Source organism: Myxococcus qinghaiensis, from assembly GCF_024198215.1.
GTDB classification, from domain to species: Bacteria; Myxococcota; Myxococcia; order Myxococcales; family Myxococcaceae; genus Myxococcus; species Myxococcus qinghaiensis.
Genome location: NZ_JAKCFA010000027.1, coordinates 21,372 through 38,432, shown reverse-complemented (window position 1 = coordinate 38,432; position 17,061 = coordinate 21,372). Strand labels below are relative to the sequence as shown.

The following is a 17,061-nucleotide window of genomic DNA, read 5'->3' as shown; positions in this document are numbered from 1 at the left end:
GACGCAACCGCCGGCCCCAGCTCCCGAGAATTGGGAAATCCGTACGACTTCGAGGAGACACACCATGGGTGCCGAGCGCATTGGTGACGGTGGAGCCGCCGCGGCGGCACGTCAGGCGGCGGAAGCGGCTCGCAGGGCAGCGGAAGCGGCGGCGCGTCAGGCGGCGGAGGCAGCGCGCAAGGCGGCGGAGGCAGCGGCGAAGCAGGCCGCGGCGGCGGCTCGCAAGGTGGCGGAGGGACTGAAGAACCAGTCGTCCTTCGAGCCCGCGGGCGCCAAGAACAAGCTGAAGCTGGACGGCCAGGGCGGCCCCTCGTCGACGCTGTTCAATGAGAACAACAAGGACAGCAAGGTCAACTGCCTGGACAAGGCGGCGGACTTCGTCAGCAAGTCCTCGCCGGAGCTGCAGAGCCGCTCGGACCTGGTGTTCCTCAAGGACTCGCGCCCGGGCGCCGAGGGCCAGTCGGGCCACGTCGTCGTTCGCCAGGGCGAGCGCGTGTTGGACCCGAGCAACGGCAAGAGCTACGAGGACATGCCGGCGTACCTGAAGGACCAGCCGCACTACAGCGAGGCGGGCACCCTCTCCGGCACGTCCGCCGCGAAGATCTTCTCCACCGAGGCCGGCTCGCCCGAGCGCGCCCAGGCGCTGGCGGACGCGAACGTGTCCCCCGAGCTGCAGAAGATGATGGTCGCCGACTCCCCGGCGGACATCGGCCCGGCGCCCAACCCCGCCACCACCGAGCCGCACGAAATCAAGATTCCGGGCCAGGCCGGCCCCGTGTCCGTCGAGTTCAGTGACACGCTCGAGAAGGACGTGAAGAAGGAGGACGGGTACGTCACCGTCTCCATCACCGCCGAGACGTCGGTGTCCGCGTCCGGGTCGGTGGAGTTCAGCAAGGCCAAGGTCGGCGTGGGCGCCTCCGTGGAGGGGAGCGTCGAGGCCGGCAAGACGCTGACGTACGAAGTGAAGATGAAGGAGGCGGACTACGAGAAGCTGAAGGCGGGCGAAATCGCGCCTCCGCATCCGCTCAACGCCGAGACGATTCCGGACGGCGCCTCCGTGAAGATGGAGCAGAGCCAGTTCGCGGGCTACGGCCTGGACGTGGGCCTGTCCTACCACGCGGCCGAGCTGGGCATCTCCGGCGACGTGAAGTCCGGCAAGGGCATGTCCATCGAGGTGAGCCGCAACGGCGACAAGCTGTCGATGACGGCGGGCCCCACGGAGTTCATCGAGAACAACGGCAAGGTGAGCCTGGGCGTGGGCCCGGTGTCCGTGAGCATGGGCCGCTCGGACACGCTGAAGGAGTACAAGCTGCGCACCGCCGAGTTCGACCTGTCCAACCCGGACGGGAAGAAGGCCTACGACGCCTTCGCGAAGGACGGCCGGATGCCGGAGAAGGAGGGCCCGGGCGTGGCCAACACGCTGCGCTTCGACAAGATCAACTACGAGTCGACGGGCGGCAAGGTCGGCATCGACGTGGGTCCCTTCAGCATCGAGTCGGACGGCACGACGAACACGGGCGAGTACCTGATTACGCACCACCCGGATGGGACGAAGTCGATGACGTCCGACATCACCTACGGTGGCGACCACCCGGACATCACCATCGAGCAGAAGTACGGCACCGACGGCAAGCTCATCCCCGGCTCCGAGAAGTTCGCGATGAAGTTCGACACCACGGACGACAACGCGCGCGAGCTGCTGGTGTACTCGTACACGGGTGACGAGGCGGCGGCGAAGGCCGCCCGTGAGCACGACCGGCCCATCACGCTCAACATGACCGCGGACGACGTCAAGGAGCTGCAGCGCCGCTCCGGCATCCAGGCGGAGAACGGCGGGCACATGGGCATCAACATGATTCTCACCGACTACGACGGCAAGCCGACGGACCCGTTGTGGGCGGTGCGCACCATGGCGTGCTCGCCGGCGTACAACGAGTACAAGCTGGCGGAGAGCTACTTCGGCTTGTTCATGGACGGCGGCAAGCAGCCGCTGCCCGGCGAGCTGGTCGTCGGCTGAGCCGGACCGCTTCGCCCAAGGCCCGGGTCCCCGCGAGGAGGCCCGGGCTTTGTCATGTCTTGAGGGGAACACGCGCGCGACAGGTGCCGCTCCGCGCTGGACGTCGGTGACATCGCAAGAGAGGGTTCGGCGGTCACTTCACGTTCGCCCTGGAGACATCCGATGCCGCAGGCCCCTGGCTCCGAGCATGGCCAGTTCGTCGAGTACCCCCTCGCGTCCGCAGCCACGGGCCCCTACGGAATCGTCGGGGGAGCGGACGGGGCGCTGTGGTTCACCGAGGTTCACGCGGGCCGTATCGGACGTGTCGATGTCCAGGGCCGGGTGACGAGCTTCCCGCTCCCGCCCCCCGAAGCCGGGCCGTCCATCATCACCGCCGGGCCCGATGGCGCGCTCTGGTTCACCGAGCAGAAGGCGAACCGCGTGGGCCGCGTGACGGTGAGCGGAGCGGTGACGGAGTTCACGTTGCCGACGCCGCAAGCCGGTCCATTCGGCATCTGCGCCGGACCCGATGGTGCGCTCTGGTTCACGGAGATGACCGTGCATCGGATTGGGCGCATCAACCTGGAAGGTGACGTCACCGAGTTCGCGCTCCAGGCCGGTTGCTATCCCTCGTTCATCACCCCGGGGCCGGATGGCGCGCTCTGGTTCACGGAGAATCAGGGCAACCGCATCGGGCGCATCACCGTGGATGGACAGGTCTCCGGCTACGACTTGCCCACGGCCAAGGCGGGGCCCGTGGGAATCACGTGCGGGCCGGATGGCGCGCTCTGGTTCGTCGAGATTCTCGCGGACCGGATTGGCCGAATCACGCCGGAGGGGCGCATCACCGAGTACTCCTTGCTCCGCGCGGGAGCGCGTCCCCACGCCATCGTCACGGGGGCCGACGGGGCCCTGTGGTTCACGCAGTGGGGCAGCAATCACCTCGGACGGATGACGACGTCCGGAGTCGTCACGGAGTACGCCATTCCCACGGAGAAGGCGGAGCCCCACGGCATCACCGTCGGGCCGGATGGAGCCCTGTGGTTCGCGGAGGAGGCAGGACGCATCGGGCGCTTCTCGCTCCCTTGAGGGCAGCCGCGCTCGCGTCGACAGCACGACGTGGCGTTCAGGCGGCGGCGACGGCATCCGGCTCAGGCGGCGGTGACCGCGCTACGGGCGCAGGCCACGACGTCCGCCTCCGGCTCAGGCCGCGACGTCCGCTTCGGGCTCACGCCGTACCTTCGCGAGCGCGGCCACCACCACTTCCGGCCCAGCGCCCGGCTTGTGTGCGTTCTCGCTCAGGTGCCGGCGCCACGCGCGCGCACCGGGCAGCCCCTGGAACAGGCCGAGCATGTGCCGCGTGACGGCGCCAAGCGGCGCGCCCCGCTGACGGCTCCGCTCGATGTACGGGAGCATGGCCTCCACCACTTCGTGCCGCTCTCGCGGAGCCTCCTCGGCGCCGAAGAAGCGACGGTCCGCCTCCGCGAGCAGGTAGGGATTCTCGTAGACGGCGCGGCCAATCATCACCCCATCCACGTGCGCGAGATGCTCGGCGGCGGCGTCCAGCGTCTTGATGCCGCCGTTGATGCTGATGTCCAGGTGGGGCAGCTCCTGCTTGAGCCGGTGGACCAGGTCGTAGCGCAACGGCGGCACATCCCGGTTCTCCTTGGGGCTCAAGCCCTGGAGCCACGCCTTGCGCGCATGGACGATGAACCGCGTGCAGCCCTCAGCGGACACCAGACGCACGAAGCGCTCCAGCGTGGGCCACTCCTCCATCTCGTCGATGGCGATGCGCGACTTCACCGTCACCGGGATTTTCACCGCCGCGCGCATGGCGCCCACCAGCCGCGCCACCAGCTCCGGCTCCGCCATCAGACACGCGCCGAAGCGGCCGGACTGCACCCTGTCGCTGGGGCAGCCCACGTTGAGGTTCACCTCGGCATAGCCCCACGCCTCGGCGATGCGCGCGGATTCGGCCAGGGCCTCCGGCTCCGAGCCTCCGAGCTGGATGGCCACCGGGTGCTCGGCCGCCTCGTAGCCCAGCAGCCGCTCGCGGTCGCCATGGAGCACGGCGCCCGTGGTCAGCATCTCCGTGTACAGCAGCGTGTGCCTGCTGATTTGACGGTGGAAGTACCGGCAGTTCCGGTCCGTCCAGTCCATCATCGGCGCGACGCACAAGGGCATGAGTCGGGAAGGCATCGGGCTTCATCTACCCGGCTTTCCCTCCCCTGCCCACCCCCCAGTGAGGCCCGGGGGCCCGAAGGGAGAGGAGCCGGACAACCGTCCCGGCTAGGCTGCCCCCGTGCCCCCGAGCCCGCCCCTCCTGGATGACATGCTCCTCTTCTCGGAGGTGGTGACCGCGGGCGGCATCACCGCAGCCTCCACACGCCTGGGCCTGCGCAAGTCCACCGTCAGCCGCCGGCTCTCCGCGCTGGAGGAGCGCCTGGGGGTGCGCCTGCTGGAGCGCAACGCCCGCCACCTCCGCCTCACCGAGGCCGGGCGCGACTACCACGCCCACTGCGCGCGGCTGGTCGCCGAGGCCCGCGAGGTGAACCGCGCGCTGGGGGAGTCCCGCGCCACGCCCCAGGGCACCCTGCGCATCGCCACCCTCTCCCTCCTGGGCGAGCTGCTCACGCCCGTCATCGCCGAGCTGCTCCTGCGCCACCCGCTCCTGCGCGTGGAGGTCTCGCTCGCCGAGGCCCACGTGGACCTCATCGCGGAGGAGTACGACCTGGCGCTGCGCACCGGGCCGCTCGCGGACTCGTCGCTGGTGGCGCGCAAGCTGGGGCGCCTGCGCACCGGCTACTACGCCAGCGCCGCCTACCTCTCCCGGCAGGGCACTCCGAAAACTCCCGCCGAACTCCAGAGTCACTCCTGCGTCGTGCTGGCCGAGCCCGGCACCGACGAGGTCTGGTTCTTCGGCGAGGGCCGCACCGCCCGGAGCGTCCCGGTCACCGGGCGACTGCGAGTGCCCAGCGTGCGCGCGGGCCAGGCGGCGGCTCGCGCGGGACTGGGCGTGGTGCGGCTGCCCGCGTCGCTCGTCGTCGACGACGTGAGGAACGGACTGCTCGTCCCCGTCCTGGAGGAAGCCACGCCTCCGGGCATCCCCATCTTCGCCGTCTACCCCAGCAGCCGGCAGCTTCCGCCCAAGGTCCGCGCCTTCCTGACGCTCCTGGGAGAGCGCGGCGCCGCGCTGCCCTGGGAAGAAGAGGCCACCTCCCCCACCCGCGCGCGATAGGGGCGCTTCCCGCAACCCAGCGTTCCGCCAGGGGCTCTCGTCCCCGTGCCGCCCGGCCACTACACCTTGCCTCCACACGCACGGCGCGGCCCCAAGGGCCGTGGCCTCACGAGGAGGACAGGAACATGGCGACGGAGGTCATCGAGCTGGGAGACGCGGAGTTCGACCGGGAGGTGCTGGAGGCGAAGGGGCCGGTGCTGGTGGACTTCACCGCCACGTGGTGTCCCCCGTGCCGCTTCATCGCTCCCATCCTGGACGCGCTCGCCGTCGAGTACCGGGGCCGGCTCAAGGTGACGAAAATCGACGTGGACACCCACCAGCAGACGGCGCAGCGCTACGGCATCCGCGCCTTGCCCTGCCTGCTCGTGTTCAAGGAGGGCAAGGTGGTCCGCCAGCTCGTGGGCGCGATGCCCCGGGCCCGGTTGGAGCAGGAGCTGCTCGCTCAGCTCTGAGACGCGCCGTCTCGCGCGGCCCGTGAAGGCCGGCTCCTGGAGGGAGACAGAGGAGGGCCAGGACGACAGCAGCCCACCCCGGGTGAGCCTGGCCTGTAGCACCGGCCGTGAGTACGGCCGCCCTCTGAGGTGACCGGCTTTCAGTTGCAAGTCAAAAAGGAAGGCTGGCGATTATCCCCAGGTGAGGTAGTCACGGGCGCGCCACGGGAGCGTCACACGCAGGTGACATCCCGGGTGTGCCCAACCGGGAGGTAGCCATGCTCGAAAGGCTGATGCCCAAGTCGGATGAGTTCTTCGACGACTTCGACAAGCAGTGCGCCGCGACAGTTCAAGGCGCGAAGATGCTGTACGAACTGCTGAGCGACTATCGCGATGTGCCCGCACGGGTCCGCGCGCTCAAGGACGTGGAGCACGAGGGCGACGAAGTCACCCACACCGCCTTCAACCGTCTGCACAAGCAGTTCATCACCCCGTTCGACCGCACGCAGATCCACTCGCTACTGTCGCGCATCGACGACGTGCTGGACCTGGCGAACGCGGCCGCGTCCCGGCTGCACTACTACGAAATCCAGAGCAGCCTGCCCGACGCGACGGAGCTGGCGCGCCTGCTGGTGATGTCCGCGGAGAAGGTGCAGGAGGTGGTGGCGGCGCTGCGGCTCATCAAGAAGCCGGACCAGATTCTGGCGGGCTGCAAGGAAATCAAGCGGCTGGAGACGCAGGCGGACGAGGTGCTGCGCTCCGGGCTGGGCCGGCTCTTCAAGAGCGGCGTGGACACCCTGACCATCATCAAGTGGAAGGAGATCTACGACCTCATCGAGACCGCCACGGACAAGTGTCAGGGCGTGGCGAACGTCATCGAGGGCGTGGTGCTGGAGCACTCCTGAGATGCTACTCGCGGCCGTCATCCTGATAGTTGGAGTCGCCCTCATCTTCGACTTCATCAACGGCTTCCACGACGCGGCGAACTCCATCGCCACGGTGGTGTCCACCCGGGTGTTGTCACCGAACCTGGCCGTGGCGTGGGCCGCTTTCTTCAACTTCATTGCCGCCTTCAGCGGCGGTGTCCATGTCGCCAACACCATGGGCAAGGGCATCATCAACTTCGACATGCTGCGCGGCGCGGGCCCCTCGGCCGTGCTGTCGGTCATCTTCGCCGCGCTCATGGGCGCCATCGCCTGGAACCTGCTGACGTGGTGGTGGGGCCTGCCCTCCTCCTCGTCGCACGCGCTCGCGGGTGGAATGATTGGCGCGACGGTGCCGGTGCTGGGCTTCAAGGGGCTGATGGGCGCGGGCATCGCGAAGATCGCCGCCTTCATCGTGCTCTCCCCGCTCATCGGCACGTTCCTGGGCATGACGCTGATGCTCATCAGCACCTGGGTGGTGCACAAGCAGACGCCCACCTATGTGGACCGGTGGTTCCGTCGGCTCCAGCTCGTGTCGTCCGCCATCTTCTCGTACAGCCATGGCACCAACGACGCGCAGAAGGTGATGGGCATCATCGCCGTGGTGCTCTTCGGCACCATCTGGAAGGACCGCCCGTTCCACATCGACTGGTGGATGATCATCTCCTGTCACGCGGCGATTGCGTTGGGCACGTTCTTCGGCGGCTGGCGCATCATCCGCACCATGGGCCACAGCCTCACGAAGCTGGCGCCTATCGGCGGCTTCAGCGCGGAGACCGGTGGCGGCGTCACCATCATCGCCCTGGCGGAGCTGGGCATCCCCGTGTCCACCACCCACACCATCACCGGCGCCATCGTCGGCGTGGGCTCCACGCGCGGCTGGCGCGCGGTGAAGTGGGGCGTGGCCGGTCGCATCATCTGGGCCTGGGTGTTCACCATCCCCGCCGCCGCGCTCATGGCGCTGCTCGTCTACGGGCTTACCCAGGTTGTCGTCCGGCTGGTGGGCTGAAGCCCCGGCCACTTCGCCCGCCCGCGCTGGCCACTTCCTTCGGGAGGCCCGCGGGCGGGTGTTAGCATCCCCCGCTCCATGCGCCTCATCCTCAACCCCGGGCGGGAGGGAGAGCAGGAGCTCCTGCTCCCCGAGGGCACCACCACCATCGGCAGGACGGACGAGAGCTCCGTCTGCGTGCTCCACAAGAGCCTCTCGCGGCGCCATGCGCGGCTGGAGCGCCAGGGCTCGCGCGTGGTGCTGGTGGACCAGGGCAGCAAGAACGGCACCTTCCTGGGCGAGGTCCGCGTCGAGCGCCACGTCCTCCAGGAGGGAGACGCCTTCCGCTGCGGCGAGGTGTGGTTCCAGCTGCTCGCGGGCGACCCGGAGCCCGAGGAGGCGCTGAGCCCGCTGCACACGCGCACGCTGGACACGCGCTTCACCCTGTCTCCATTGGAGACGCTGCTGGACGCGGACGCGCCCCGGCTGCGGGTGCGGCCGGAGCCCGCGGGCGACCTCACCCGGGAGCGGCTCCAGGTGCTGCTCGCGGTGGCGCAACTGCTCTCCTCTCCTGGCGCCCTCGACACGCTGTTGGAGCGCATCCTCCAGCTCGTCTTCCGCATCCTCGGCGTGGACCGCGCGGCGCTCCTGCTGGTGGACGAGGCCACCGGTGAGCTGCGCCCCCGCGTCACACGCGCGGCCAATGGCGAGTCGCCGCCGGAGCGCTTCTACAGCCAGCGCATTGTCGACTTCGTCCGGGAGCATGGGCTGGCGTCGCTGTTCGCCAACGCCCAGGGCGACCTGCGCCTGGACAGCTCCGCCTCCATCCGCGCGCAGGCCATCCTCTCCGCCATGTGCGTGCCCCTGCGGCCCCGCGACACCTGGCTGGGCGTGCTCTACGTGGACAACCGCTCGCAGGGCGGGCTCTTCACCGAGGAGGACCTGGAGTTCCTCACCGCCTTCGCCAACCAGGCGGCGGTCGCCATCGACAACGCGCGGCTTTCGCGGCGGTTGGAAGAGGAGGCCGTGCTGCGCAACACGTACCTGCGCTTCTTCCCGCCCGCCGTCGTGCGCAGACTCAACGCGTCCCCGGGCGCCATGCTGGAGGTGGTGGAGACGGAGGTGACGGTGCTCTTCGCCGACATCTCCGACTTCACGCCGCTGTCGGAGTCGCTGCGTCCGCGAGAAGTCGTCGACATGCTCAACGACTACTTCCCGGTGATGGCGGACGCCGTCTTCCGCCACGAGGGGACGCTGGAGAAGTACATCGGCGACGCGCTGATGGCCGTCTGGGGCGCGCCCTTCTCCCGCGAGGACGACGCGGACCGGGCCCTGCGCGCCGCGGTGGACATGCAGCGCGCGCTGGTGGCGCTCAACGCGCGCTTTCGCGCCAAGGGCCATCCGGAGCTGCGCATCCACGTGGGCCTCAACAGCGGGCCCGCCGCCGCGGGCAACATCGGCTCCGAGCGCTATCTCCAGTACGCCACCCTGGGCGACGTCACCAACGTGGCCAGTCGCGTGTGCGGCGTGGCGAAGGCGGGAGAGGTCGTCGTCTCGGACGCCACGCGCGTCCGCCTGCGCGACGCCACCTGGCGCCTGACGCCGCTGCCGCCCACCCGGGTCAAGGGCAAGCAGGACGCGCTGACGCTCCACCAGGTGGCCTGGGACGACTGAGGCGACATGGCCCTCGCCTGCCTGGCTGGGAGGGCGGCTTGACTCGCACCAGGGTCATCGGTCAGCGTTCCACTTCGTGAACGGCATGCGCTCCGACTTCGCGTGGACCCCGGGACAGACGTCCTCGTCCTTCGCGCGCGCGGCGACCGCTCCCTCCACGACGACGACGACCACGACTCTCCGCGGAGCGCGGGAGGTCTAGCTCGGAACTGGAAGTCCTTCCGACCTGGCCCCGCGCTCCCCCGCGCGGGGCTTTTTTCGTTTCCCTCCACACCCTCACGGAACCCCATGCAGACCCAGACCCCGACGACGCCCCGACAGTCCGCCGCCTCGCGCCCCTCCGCCCGCCGCCTGGTGCCGTCATGCGGGTGATGAAATTCGGGGGGACGAGCGTGGGCGGCACCGCGCAGATTCGGCGCGTGGTGGACCTGGTGGAGCAGGCGCGCAGGGAGACGCGGGTGTGTGTGGTGGCCTCGGCCGTCACCGGCATCACCAACCTCCTGGTGGACACGGCGCGGGTGGCCCAGGAGGGCGGCGCGGTGGACACGGCGCTCTCCCGCTTCGAGCAGACCCACCTCTCCATTGCCCGGGAGCTGGGAAGCGAGCTGGAGGCGCTCGCGCCGCTGGAGCTGGGGCTCGCGGCCATCTCCACCGAGCTGCGCGGGCTGCTCCAGGGCGTGAGCCTCTTGCGTGAGTGCTCTCCCTCGGTGCTCGCCCACCTGTCCGGCCTGGGTGAGCGCGCCTCCTGTCTGCTGCTGGAGGCCTTGATGTCGGCGCGCAAGCTTTCGCCCCACGCGGTGGACCCGCGGCACACCCTCATCTGCGCTGGGGACCCGCTGCAGGCCACGCCCCGCATGGACGAGATTCGCGTGCGCTTCGCCTCGCTGCGCGACGCGCAGGGCCCGGGGCTCCTGCTGATGCCGGGCTTCTTCGGCGGCGACGGGCGCGGCAAGACGATGTCGCTGGGCCGGGGAGGCTCGGACTACTCGGCGGCGCTGGCCGCGGCGGCGCTGGATGCGAAGCTGCTGGAAATCTGGACGGACGTGGACGGCATCTTCAGCGCCGACCCGCGCATGGTGCCCGAGGCCTTCCCGCTGGCGGAGGTCAGCTTCGAGGAGGCGATGGAGCTGGCGTACTTCGGCGCCAAGGTGCTCCACCCCAAGACGATTGCCCCCGCCCGCGAGCGCGGCATCCCCGTGCGCGTGTGCAACAGCTTCCGCCCCGAACACCCCGGCACCCTGGTGACGGACTCCGCCGCCCCGCCGGACCACCCCGTGCGCGGCCTGTCCTTCCTGCGCGACGTGGCGCTCATCAACATCGCCGGCGCGGGCCTCAAGGGCGTCCCCGGCACCGCCGCGCGCGTCTTCGCGGCCATGGCCCGCACCCACATCTCCGTCGTCCTCATCACCCAGGGATCCAGCGAGTGCTCCATCAGCTTCTGCGTGCAGCAGGCGGAGTCCGAGGCCGCCGTGCGCGCGCTGGAGTCCGAGTTCGAGGTGGAGCGCGAGGCCGGCAAGGTGGACACGATTGAGCGACAGGGGCAGCTGGCGGTGCTCAGCATCGTCGGCGACGGCATGCGCCACCGCGTGGGCGTGGCCGGCACCTTCTTCAGCGGCCTGGCGGACGTGGGGTGCAGCATCGCCGCCATCGCCCAGGGCTCCAGCGAGCGCAGCATCTCCGCCGTCATCACCGAGGCGGACGGGCCCCGCGCCATGGCGCACGTGCACCACCGCTACTTCGGCACCACGGAGGTGGTGGAGCTGCTGGTGGCCGGCGTGGGCAGCGTGGGCGGAGAGCTGATGCGGCAGATTCGCCAGCAGGCCCCCCAACTGCGCGCGCAGGGGGTGGAGCTGCGCGTGTGCGCCATCGCCAACAGCCGCAAGGGTGTCATCGAGCCCGCGGGCATCCCCCTGGAGCAGTGGAAGGAGAGGCTGGAGGCGGGAAACGTGTCAGCGTCGCTGGACGCCTTCCGTGAGCAGGCTCGAGAGAAGCGCCCGGGCCGCCCCATCTTCGTGGACTGCACCAGCAGCGAGGACGTGGCGCTCGCCTACCCGTCCCTTCTGGCCTCGGGGCTCCACGTCGTCACCGCCAACAAGAAGGCCAACGCGGGCCGCATGGCCCACTATCGCGCCATCCGCGAGACAGCCTCCCGCCACCAGCGCCGCTTCCTCTACGAGACGAACGTGGGCGCGGCCCTGCCCGTCATCGACACGCTGAAGAACATGCTGCGCACCGGAGACCAGGTGCGTCGGATTGAGGGCATCCTCTCCGGCTCCCTGTCCTTCATCCTCGGCCTCACCGAGCAGGGCGTGCCGCTGTCCCAGGCGGTGGGCACCGCCATGGAGAAGCGCTTCACGGAGCCGGACCCTCGCGACGATTTGCAGGGCACCGACGTGGCGCGCAAGGTGCTCATCCTCGCCCGGGAGCTGGGCCGCACCGTCGAGCTGGAGCAGGTGGCCCTGGAGTCGCTTTTGCCCGCGGACTTCGACGCGACGGGCCCGCTCGACGCGTTCCTCGCGCGCCTGCCGGGCATCGACGCGGACTTCCAGCGCCGCGTGGAGCGCCTGCGCGACGAGGGGAAGGTGCTGCGGTACGTGGGCAGCGTCGGAGAGGAGGGCTGCGCGGTGGGCCTCAAGGCCGTGCCGCTGGAGAACCCGCTGGCGGCGGTGAAGGGCGGAGAGAACGCGCTCAGCTTCCTCTCCGAGCGCTACAGCCCCACGCCGCTGGTCATCCGGGGCTACGGCGCGGGCGCGGCGGTGACGGCGTCCGGCGTGCTGGCGGACGTGCTGCGGCTGGTGGAAGGCCCGTTGACGTGAGTCCACTGGGGCAGCTCGACGACGAAGCGGGCGCCCCGCCCCGGCTCGCTCTCCACCCACACCCGGCCGCCGTGGGCTTCGACAATCTGCCGGGTGATGAAGAGGCCCAGGCCCAGCCCGCCGTAGTTGGGTGAGGCGGCGCGCTCGAAGCGCTCGAAGATGCGCGCCTGGGCCTCCCGGGGGATGCCCATCCCCCGGTCCTCCACGCTCAGCCACACCCGCTCGTCGTGGGAGGCCAGTCGCAACCAGATGGGCTGGCCCGCGCCGTACTTCACCGCGTTCGTCAGCAGGTTCATCATCACCTGCTCCAGCCGCAGCCGGTCCCACCGACCCGGCAGCGACTCCGGCGCCTCCAGCACCAGCTCGCAGCCCGCCTTCTCCAACTGCTCCCGCAGGTGGCCCACCACGTCGCGCGCGACGACGGCCAGGTCCACCTCCTCCAGGCGCAGCGCGAGCCGCGACTCGTGGATGCGGGAGACATCCAGCAGGTGCTCCACCAGGCGCGACAGCCGGGAGAGCTGGCTCTCGCAGACGAGCAGCATGGCGGACAGGCGCGCGGCGAGCGTCGAGTCGGGCCGGGGCCGCGACAGGAGCGCTCCCATCTGCTGCATGCGCAGCTTCATGGAGGTCAGCGGCGTCTTCAGCTCATGCGAGGCGATGGAGAGGAACTCATCGCGGACGCGGATGGCCTCCTGGGACTTGCGGTAGAGCTGCGCGTTGTCGATGGCGAAGGCCGCGCGGCGTCCCAGCTCCTCCACCAGCGCCACCTCGTCCTCGCTGAAGGCGCGCGCGGACCGCGACGCCGCCAGGAGCGTCAGCACCCCCAGGCTCCGGCCGCGCGCCTGGAGCGGCACGCTGAGGGAGGGCCGCCCGCCCAGCTCCCGCACACGGCGCCACTGCTTTTCATCCAGCCGCCCGCCCTGGTCGTCCAGGATGCCCCCCGGCAACCGCGAGCACTCCGAGCGCCCCGTCGCCATCACCGCCACCGGGCCTCGTGTCGCGTCCGGGAGCAGCGGGTGCGCCGCGAGCAACTCCCGCACGTCCTCCACCTGGCCGGGCTGATGGGCCGCCACCGCCACCGGTCTCAGTCCCGCGCCCTCCTCCGGAATGAAGACGACGCACACGTCCGCCAGCCGGGGCACCGCCAGCTCCGCGACGTGCTGGAGCGTCGTCTCGTAGTCCAGCGACGTGCCCAGCTCCCGACTCGCCTCGGCGAGGAACCGCTGCGCCTCCTCCATCCGCTTGCGCTCGGAGATGTCCGTGGAGATGCCGCAGACGGCATAGGGCACTCCCGAGGCATCCATGAGCGGGAACTTCTGGGTGATGTGCGTGTGCATGCCGTCTTCGTGGGGGATGAGCTCCTCCTGGACCCGGGGCGCGCGGAGCTGGAGCACCGACTCGGTCATCGACTGGAAGCCGGCCGCGCTGTCGGGCGGGAAGATGTCGTGGACCGTCTTGCCCGTGACGTCCTCGCGCGTGCGGTGGAACAGCCGCTCCCACTGCCGGTTCACGAAGATGTAGCGACCCTGGGTGTCGAGCAGGACGAAGATGGAGGTGGCGTTGTCCAGGATGGCGCGCAGTTGCCGCTCGCTCTGCTGGAGGGCATCCTCCGCGCGCTTGCGCTCCGTCACGTCGAGCAGCACGGCGAGCGAGCGGACCCACCTGCCCTGGGGGTCGCGCTCGGCGATGGCGGACAGCAGCACGTCCAGGCGCTCGCCGTTCTTCTTCACGAGCTGGTACGGCACGTCCTTGCAGGTGCCCTTCTTGAAGAAGGCGGGGAGGACCGTCTGCCGGGCGTGCCTGGCGGACTCCTCCGTCAGGAACTCCACCGAGTCGCGGCCCAGCACCTCCTCGCGCGAGTAGCCCAGCGTGGCCAGCCAGCAGTCGCTGACACTCACCAGCCGCCCGTCGCGGTCGATGGAGTGCATCATCACCGGCGTGCTGTTGTAGAGCGTCCGGTACTTCTGCTCGCTCTCGAGCAAGGCCTGCTCGGCCTGCTTGAACTCGGTGACGTCGTTGAAGACGGCGACCCCGCCCCGGAGAGCGCCCCGCGCGTCCCACACCGGCCGGCAGCTCACCAGCAGCCAGACTCCCTGGGGCCTGGCGGGGTTGCGCAGGAAGACCTCCACCTGGCTCAGCGACTCGCCACGGATGGCGCGCGCCAGGGGCAGGTCCTCTGGGGGATAGGGCGTGCGCTGGTCCGGAAGGAAGAGCCCGTAGTGCTCGGACCACTGGGAGAGGTCCGTGTCCGCGACGCTCACGCCCAGCAACCGCTCCGCGGTGGGGTTGATGAAGACGAACCGGCCGAGCTCGTCCACCACCGTCACGCCCTCCGCCATGCTGGCGACGACGGCCTCGAAGAGGCACTCCGCCCCCTCGCCGGACGCACCCTTCCCGACGTGGAGGGGCGGGCTCGAGCTGTCGGTCGAAGAGGGCATGGCGAGCAGACGGTGCGTCGGCAGGTCGCTCGCCCCCCGCGCGCGACGCCTGGGACAACGATGCGCGCGCGCTGCTCCACCGCCAACCCACACCCCGGTCCCAGGCCCGGGCCAACCCGCCCGGCGAGCCACGAAGGCAGGTCCGACCGCCAGGACGCCCTTGCCGCCAGGGTGCCCATCCTTCCCCGACAATTCGCGTCCCAGGAGGATTTGTCGCGTCGGGGCGTTTGATGTTCCGGAGGGACCCGCCGAGAATGCCCACCACCCATCGAAAGCGAAAGGAAGGGGGAGGACGGAATGTACGTGTCTCGCAAATCGGTCTGGGGCCGCACCAGCGCGATTCTGGCGCTCGCGCTCAGTCTCACCGTGTTCGGCTGTCCCGGGGATGACAATGACGACGACGACGACAAGCCCGACGCGGGAGGGCAGCCCGATGCGGGGCCCGAGCCCGATGCGGGCCCGCCAGTCACCGCCACCCTCAGCGGCCGGGTGACGTACGACTTCGTCCCGGCCACCTTCACGACCACGCCCACCCGCGGCGGCACGCTGGCCTTCCAGCAGACGAGCGTGAGGCCCGTGCGCAACGCCACCGTCCAGGTGATGCGGGGCGCCGTCGTGCTCGGCACGGCGTTGACGGGAGAGGACGGTCGCTACCAGCTCACCTACACCGCGGGCACCGGCGCCAACCTGACGCTGGCGACCCTGGCGAAGACGACGACGCCTTCCATCCAGGTGGAGGACAACACGTCGGGCAACGCCATCTGGGCCGTGTCCGCCACCATCACCGGCGGCACCACGAGCAGGGATTTGCACGCGGGCCACGGCTGGACGGGCTCCTCCTACAACGCGGCCCAGCGCGTCGCCGCGCCCTTCGCCATCCTGGACACCCTGTACACCTCGTCGCGGGCCTTCCTCGCCGTGCGCACGGTCCCCTTTCCGCCGCTCAAGGTGAACTGGAGCCCGAACAACGTCCCGGAGCGCGGCAACACCGCCAGCGGGCAGATTGGCACCTCGCACTTCTCTCCCACGGAGAATGAAGTCTACGTGCTGGGCAAGGAGAACGTGGACACCGACGAGTTCGACAACCACGTCATCGCCCACGAGTGGGGGCACTTCTTCGAGGCCAACCTCTCCCGCGCGGACAACCCGGGCGGACCGCACACCAGCGGCGACGTGCTGGACCCGCGCATCGCCTTCGGCGAGGGCTACGGCAACGCGCTCTCCGCCATCCTCCTGCCGGACCCCGTCTACGCGGACACCTACTGGCAGGGAGGCCGGCTGAACTCCTTCGGCTTCGACATGGAGACGGCCCCCTCGCCCACGGATGACCCGGCGCCGAGCGTCTTCTCCGAGTTCAGCGTCATGCGGCTGCTCTACGACATCTTCGACGGGCCGACCGCGGCCGAGTCCTCGTATGACCAGGTGTCCGTCGGCATCGGCACGCTGTACGACGTGCTGGTGGGACCGCAGAAGACGACGCCCGCGCTGACGACCATCGGCTCCTTCATCCACGGGCTCAAGGCGCAGCCGGGCGTCAACGCGGCGGCCCTGGACACGCTGGCGGCCCACTATCAAATCGGCTCGATTCGCTCCGCCTTCGGCGAGGGCGACACCCGGCTGGCGGCCATGTACACGAACGTGGCGTCGCTGCCGTTCAACACCAGCGGCACCCTCACGGGCGGCGAGGAGTCCAACAAGCAGCAGCAGAACCGGTACTACGTCTTCAACGGCACGGGCAGGACGGTGAACATCTCCGCCAACTCCACCGAGGACGTGGCCATCCTGGCCCTGCAGCAGGGCACCGAAGCGGGCTTCGCCGACAAGTTCCTCAGCGGCACGGAGTCCTTCAGCTTCTCCAGCCAGGCGGACCGTCAATACGTGCTGATTGTGACGGGCTTCAAGGAAAGCACGGGCACCTACAACTACTCCGTCTCCATCACCAGCCCATGAACGGACCTCGCCTCTTTCAGTCTCCCCCAGGAGTTCTCATGAATCGCATCGCACCCGCGGTCCTCTCCGGCCTCCTCGCGCTCCTGGCGCCGGTGGCCTGCACCTCTCCGGCGAAGAGCACCCCCGCGGGGAGTGGCACGGCGGACACCTCGTCGCACGCGAACGGGGCCGTCACGGCCAAGCTCAGCGCGCCGGTGGAGGTGGGCGCCAAGGTGGCCGGCGACAAGGCCACCATCACCCTGCGCTTCCAGGGCCCCGCCAGCGACGTCCAGGTGAACCTCTCCGGCGTGGACGGGCTGCGCGTGACGAGCGACTCCACGCCCCTGCGGGGCGCGCGCTTCGAGCAGCCCACCACCACCACGCTGGACGTGGACTTCGCTCCCGGCGACGGGCGCTCGCACCTCGTTGTCACCGTCAGCGGCAACTTCCGAGGCGCTCCGCTGACGAAGGTGGCCAGCTTCTCCGTGGGCGAGCCCAGCGTGGAGCAGCAGAAGACCCAGGGTGACGTGGTGACGGGGGACGACGGCCAGCCCATCAAGCTGATGCCCTCGTCCGACTCCGCGCGGTAGCTCACGCGCGGCGGGCCTCAGGGCCCTGAAAAGAACCG

The 17,061-nt window shown here is 70.0% G+C and carries 12 protein-coding genes; 10 read left to right on the top strand and 2 right to left on the bottom strand.

Annotated features, from left to right (window positions below; translation table 11 throughout):
- The first annotated feature begins 64 nt into the window (after positions 1 to 64).
- A complete protein-coding gene (locus LZ199_RS37810) occupies positions 65 to 2,017 on the top strand; it encodes a hypothetical protein (protein ID WP_253998654.1) in 1,953 nt (650 codons plus the stop codon).
- 162 nt (positions 2,018 to 2,179) lie between these two features.
- The gene (locus tag LZ199_RS37805) at positions 2,180 to 3,085 is read left to right on the top strand and encodes a Vgb family protein (RefSeq protein WP_253998653.1); all 906 of its coding nucleotides are present in this window, start codon (positions 2,180 to 2,182) and stop codon (positions 3,083 to 3,085) included.
- 114 nt (positions 3,086 to 3,199) lie between these two features.
- On the opposite strand, the gene dusA is transcribed toward LZ199_RS37805, so the two are convergent.
- Complete coding sequence (dusA, locus tag LZ199_RS37800; RefSeq protein ID WP_253998652.1) at positions 3,200 to 4,195, bottom strand: tRNA dihydrouridine(20/20a) synthase DusA; 996 nt, start codon at positions 4,193 to 4,195, stop codon at positions 3,200 to 3,202.
- 133 nt (positions 4,196 to 4,328) lie between these two features.
- Between dusA and LZ199_RS37795 the strand changes: the two genes are divergently transcribed.
- From LZ199_RS37795 to thrA, 6 genes are all read left to right on the top strand, one after another.
- Positions 4,329 to 5,234, top strand: coding sequence for a LysR family transcriptional regulator (locus LZ199_RS37795; protein ID WP_253998651.1), 906 nt, complete (start codon positions 4,329 to 4,331; stop codon positions 5,232 to 5,234).
- Positions 5,235 to 5,359: 125 nt separating this feature from the next.
- A complete protein-coding gene (gene trxA / locus LZ199_RS37790) occupies positions 5,360 to 5,686 on the top strand; it encodes a thioredoxin (RefSeq protein WP_253998650.1) in 327 nt (108 codons plus the stop codon).
- 257 nt (positions 5,687 to 5,943) lie between these two features.
- Positions 5,944 to 6,570 (top strand): DUF47 domain-containing protein, encoded by a 627-nt coding sequence (locus LZ199_RS37785; RefSeq protein ID WP_253998649.1) that lies wholly within the window; start codon positions 5,944 to 5,946, stop codon positions 6,568 to 6,570.
- 1 nt (position 6,571) lies between these two features.
- On the top strand, positions 6,572 to 7,597 hold the full coding sequence (locus LZ199_RS37780) for an inorganic phosphate transporter (RefSeq protein ID WP_141643834.1): 1,026 nt from the start codon (positions 6,572 to 6,574) through the stop codon (positions 7,595 to 7,597).
- Between the two features lie 78 nt (positions 7,598 to 7,675).
- Positions 7,676 to 9,250 carry an adenylate/guanylate cyclase domain-containing protein gene (locus LZ199_RS37775; protein ID WP_253998648.1) on the top strand — a complete coding sequence of 525 codons (1,575 nt, stop codon included), beginning with the start codon at positions 7,676 to 7,678 and terminating at the stop codon, positions 9,248 to 9,250.
- A 362-nt stretch (positions 9,251 to 9,612) separates the two neighbouring features.
- Positions 9,613 to 12,066, top strand: coding sequence for a bifunctional aspartate kinase/homoserine dehydrogenase I (thrA, locus tag LZ199_RS37770; protein ID WP_253998647.1), 2,454 nt, complete (start codon positions 9,613 to 9,615; stop codon positions 12,064 to 12,066).
- Here the strand turns inward: thrA and LZ199_RS37765 are convergent.
- Positions 11,988 to 14,504: a sensor histidine kinase gene (locus tag LZ199_RS37765; protein WP_253998646.1), complete on the bottom strand. Its 2,517-nt coding sequence runs from the start codon at positions 14,502 to 14,504 to the stop codon at positions 11,988 to 11,990. The two genes, thrA and LZ199_RS37765, sit on opposite strands and share 79 nt — an antisense overlap.
- Positions 14,505 to 14,801: 297 nt before the next feature.
- Between LZ199_RS37765 and LZ199_RS37760 the strand changes: the two genes are divergently transcribed.
- Positions 14,802 to 16,454 carry a hypothetical protein gene (locus tag LZ199_RS37760; RefSeq protein ID WP_253998645.1) on the top strand — a complete coding sequence of 551 codons (1,653 nt, stop codon included), beginning with the start codon at positions 14,802 to 14,804 and terminating at the stop codon, positions 16,452 to 16,454.
- A 38-nt stretch (positions 16,455 to 16,492) separates the two neighbouring features.
- Complete coding sequence (locus LZ199_RS37755; protein WP_253998644.1) at positions 16,493 to 17,023, top strand: hypothetical protein; 531 nt, start codon at positions 16,493 to 16,495, stop codon at positions 17,021 to 17,023.
- Positions 17,024 to 17,061: the final 38 nt, after the last annotated feature.